The sequence below is a fragment of the Hydrogenophaga sp. genome, assembly GCF_051007235.1.
Lineage (GTDB): Bacteria > Pseudomonadota > Gammaproteobacteria > Burkholderiales > Burkholderiaceae_C > Hydrogenophaga.
Genome location: NZ_JBPCSJ010000188.1, coordinates 1 through 1253, shown reverse-complemented (window position 1 = coordinate 1253; position 1253 = coordinate 1). Strand labels below are relative to the sequence as shown.

General features: G+C 70.9%; 1 protein-coding gene. It reads right to left on the bottom strand.

Annotation, left to right across the window (positions count from 1 at the left end; genetic code table 11):
- Nucleotides 1-1253: proline dehydrogenase family protein (locus ACR2JA_RS06725; protein ID WP_434008331.1), on the bottom strand; the 1253-nt coding region annotated here is incomplete at both ends.

The following is a 1253-nucleotide window of genomic DNA, read 5'->3' as shown; positions in this document are numbered from 1 at the left end:
TGGATGTTGTCGAAAGCCTCTGCGTCGATCACCGGCCCGAGGTCGGTGGTCAGCTGCGACGGATCACCTGCGACCAGCTCCTTTGCCGCGCCCTGGATCATCTCGATCACGCCGTCGGCGATCGCCTCGTGCACGCACAGCAGGCGCAGCGCCGAGCAGCGCTGGCCCGCGCTGCGAAAGGCGCTCTGCACCACCGCGTCGGCCACCTGCTCGGGCAGGGCCGTGCTGTCCACCAACATGGCGTTGATGCCGCCGGTCTCGGCGATCAGCGGCACGATGGGGCCGTCCTTGGCCGCCAGCGCGCGCTGGATGATCTTGGCCACCTGGGTCGAGCCGGTGAACACCACGCCGGCCACACCGGGCGCCGCCACCAGCGACGCACCCACCGTCTCGCCGGGGCCGTGCAGCAGTTGCAGCGCGTCTTGCGGAATGCCGGCGGTGTGCAGCAGTTTCACGGCTTCCAGCGCCACGGCCGGCGTCTGCTCGGCCGGCTTGGCCAGCACCGTGTTGCCGGTGGCCAGCGCGGCCGCGACCTGGCCCATGAAGATGGCCAGCGGGAAGTTCCAGGGGCTGATGCAGACCCAGGCACCGCGGCCTTCGAGGCGCAGCGTGTTGCTCTCGCCTGTGGGGCCGGGCAGGGTCTGCGGCGCCTGGATGCGTTCGGCCTCGTTGGCGTAGTAGCGCAAAAAGTCCACCGCCTCGCGCACCTCGGACACGGCGTCGCCCCAGGTCTTGTGCGCCTCTTTCACCAGCAGGGCGCAGAAGCGCGGCAGGGCGGTGTCCAGCGCGTCGGCAGTGAAACGCAGCACAGCGGCGCGTTGCGCCACCGGCGTGTGGTTCCAGGCGGCGAAAGCGCCGATGGAGCGGGTCACGGCGACGGTGACGTCATCGGCCTTGGCTTCTGCCACCACCGGCACGGTGCAAGCCGCGTGCGCCGCCAGCAGCTCGTCGCGCTGGGCGATCACCGTCAGGTCGCGGCCGCTGCTGTTGGCGCGGGTGGCGCCGTACAGGTCCATCGGCATCGGCAGCGAAGCCTGCGGCTCCAGGCGCAGCGGCGAGATCAGCAGCTCGTCCATGCCCACCGACTCGTCGGCCAGCTGGTGCACGAAGGAGGAGTTGGCGCCGTTCTCCAGCAGGCGGCGCACCAGGTAGGCCAGCAGGTCGCGGTGCGCGCCCACCGGGGCGTAGACGCGGCAGCTCACCAGCGGGTTCTTCAGCACCTCGCGGTAGATGCCCTCGCCCATGCCGTGCAG